Annotated in this window: 3 protein-coding genes; 2 read left to right on the top strand and 1 reads right to left on the bottom strand. The window is 44.6% G+C overall.

Going from position 1 to position 2,776, the window contains the following annotated elements; genetic code table 11:
* Positions 1–154 precede the first annotated feature (154 nt).
* Entirely contained in the window at positions 155–820 is a 666-nt protein-coding gene (locus tag QT974_RS33190) for an ABC transporter ATP-binding protein (protein ID WP_333472615.1), read from the bottom strand.
* 397 nt (positions 821–1,217) lie between these two features.
* Here QT974_RS33190 and QT974_RS33185 point away from each other — a divergent pair, with 397 nt between their 5' ends.
* A complete protein-coding gene (locus QT974_RS33185; RefSeq protein ID WP_333472614.1) occupies positions 1,218–2,234 on the top strand; it encodes a Sll0314/Alr1548 family TPR repeat-containing protein in 1,017 nt (338 codons plus the stop codon).
* A 14-nt stretch (positions 2,235–2,248) separates the two neighbouring features.
* Positions 2,249–2,698 (top strand): DUF3531 family protein, encoded by a 450-nt coding sequence (locus QT974_RS33180; RefSeq protein WP_333472613.1) that lies wholly within the window; start codon positions 2,249–2,251, stop codon positions 2,696–2,698.
* Positions 2,699–2,776: the final 78 nt, after the last annotated feature.

The following is a 2,776-nucleotide window of genomic DNA, read 5'->3' as shown; positions in this document are numbered from 1 at the left end:
ACTGCGGTCATGCTTCGCCCCTACAAACATATTTGCTTGCGCCCTGATGCACCCGACATCGTTTGTATAGACGCGAATTCCCTTCGCCGAGGAACTTCGTTTTTATAGGCGCGAATTCTCTTCGCCCCCAATCTATTCGGCTCACCGAAAAATCTTAAACACAACTAATTTCCTTAGCCTCTAATTTCGCGCGATCTACCTCCTGCAAATCCCCGTGGTCTAAAGTCCAAAACTTATCAGCAACGCTCAACAAATCGCTAGCATCGTGAGTAACAATCAACAAAGTCCAGTGATTTTTCAACTTACCCAACAAGCTTACCAACTGTCGGCGCATCGACCAATCCAAACCCGCCGTCGGCTCGTCCAAAAGCAGCAAATGCGGCTGGCGAATCAACTGCACCGCCAACGCTACTCGGCGCTGTTGTCCCCCACTCAAAGCGTGGGGAGAAGCCCGCAACGGCAAATGTCCGAGTCCCACTTCTGCCATCGCTGAGTTAATTTGTTCTTGTCCCAATTCAGGATGCCCCAACCGCAATTCTTCTAAAATTGTGCCTCCGCAAAAATGCCTTTCTGGAAACTGGAACACTAAACCTCCTAACTGTTGCAAGTGTTCCGGTGTTAATTCTTGCTCTCGCCAGCGGATGTCGCCGCTAGTTTTTTCTGCTAAACCTGCTAATATTTCTAAGAGCGTACTTTTGCCAGAACCGCTACGCCCCACAATCAACCCCATTTGCTGCGATGGCAGTTCTAAGTTGATATTTTTCAGAATGGCATTCGGACAGGCTGTTGGATGATAGACTAAGTTTTTTAGATACAGCATTAATGCAATTGGTAGTTAGAAATTGGGCATGGGGCATTGGGCATTGGGCATTGGGCATTGGGACTCGTGTATCCCTCAGCTCTTGGTTGTGCTATTAATAGTTAAGGTTGTTTTTTGCTGGTGCCGATCGCCCAAATTTATTTTACATAAATCTTTACAAAATTTTCGGTTTTTTTTCAGCCTTGGCGTTTGATTATTGACATTTTTTATGGTATATTTTGACAATGGAAATCTGTGCGCTCATATATATTAGAATTCACACTTCCATTATTAAAATATACCGCAAGAGCCACAAAAAATCAAGCAAATTTAACTCTTTTTTGCTAGCGGCCCGATAGTCTGAGAACGTAACTCTCTTGTTTCTAGTTTACAGTATATTTCATTGAGAGAATTGACTATGACGAAAAACCCTTTAGCATCGCTGGGCAAGCAAATGTTAAGTTATAAACAGACAGTACGGGCGATCGGCTGGGGAAGTGCGATCGCCCTGGGCATCTGCATAAACTCCGCAGTAGCAGGCGATCCCTTCCGGACGAGCAACCCGCAGGCGATCGGGCCCAACACCGAAACTGCCTTTAAAACAATGTTTCAGCAAGGAAACTACAAACAAGCAAAAGCCCAAGTTCAACAAGCAGTATCAGCAGAACCAAACGAACCCCTAGCCTATGCAATGGCAGCCTCATTATCCTACATCGAGCAAGACTTCAACTCGATGAATACCTACGCGCAAAAAACCCGTGAAGCCGCAGAAAAATTGACCAAAACTAACCCATTGCGCGGCAACCTTTACACAGCAGTCGGTCACTTTCTAGAAGGAGCAAATGGCATAGCCAAAGAAGGAACAGCCAAAGGCGCACCCCAAGCACTCAACAAACTGCGAGTAGTATTTCAATACCTAGATGCAGCAGAAAAACTAGCGCCGAACGACCCAGAACTCAACCTGCTCAAAGGCTACATGGACTTAATGTTAGCCTCAAACCTACCATTTTCCAACCCCAGCGAAGCCATTAAACGACTGGAAGAAAAAGCCTCGCCCCGCTACTTAGCTTATCGGGGAATAGCCGTAGGCTATCGAGACTTAAAAAAGTACGATCGCGCCCTAGAATTTGCCAACAAATCCCTAGCAGAAACACCCACAAACCCCGAAATTCTTTATCTAAAAGCACAAGTCTTATTTGCTCAAGCCAAGACTCAATCCAACAACAAAACCATACTTGAAGAAGCCCGAAAAAACTTTGACGCCGCCTTAGCAAAACCAGACCAACTACCGCGCAGTTTAGTAGCTGAAATCTTTTTTCAACAGTGCAAAACCCGCAACAATCTCGACAGCAAATCTCGCGACTGTGACCCGATGCGCGATAAAATTAGAGATGCAGATGGCATCTGGGGGCCAACATCCTTACCACAATTATAAAAGACAAAAAAACCATGCAAGTAAAGTTTCGCGAGTTTAATCCGTTTGACCTCTGGATTTGGCTGAAGTTCAGCAACGTCCCTTCAAATGGCGAAAAACAGTATGTAGAAGAAGTGTTTGACTCTTGGTTTTTCTTGGGAAAACTCGGAGGATTCAATGCAGAAAATTTGCAAGTTCAAGATGAAGGCTTAGACATCAGTGACATGGACTACGATGTCAATTTAGCAGACAAAAGCATGATGGCTTTGATGCACAATATGGGAGAAATGGAGTATCAAGGTTCTTGGGCTCGCTGTTGGTTTGACTTAGGGACTAGCGACGCTATCAGTCTCGATGTTTTAATTAATGTTTTCCAGCAACTCAGCAAAGAATTCGTCACGATTGAAAAACTGATTATCGGCGGGGAGAACAAAAACTGGCCAGTAGAAAATAGTCGCAGTCGAGAGGCTTTTGCTGATAATTAGTTATTGGTCATTAGTCATGAGTCATTAGACTTGAATTGCAAAAATCGGAAAACACCCTGAAATTATCTGCGTTTATCT

Origin of the sequence: Microcoleus sp. BM001215392 (assembly GCF_036700185.1) — a bacterium.
Lineage (GTDB): Bacteria > Cyanobacteriota > Cyanobacteriia > Cyanobacteriales > Microcoleaceae > Microcoleus.
Note: the sequence above shows the minus strand (reverse complement) of the source record. Positions and strands in the feature narration are given on the sequence as shown.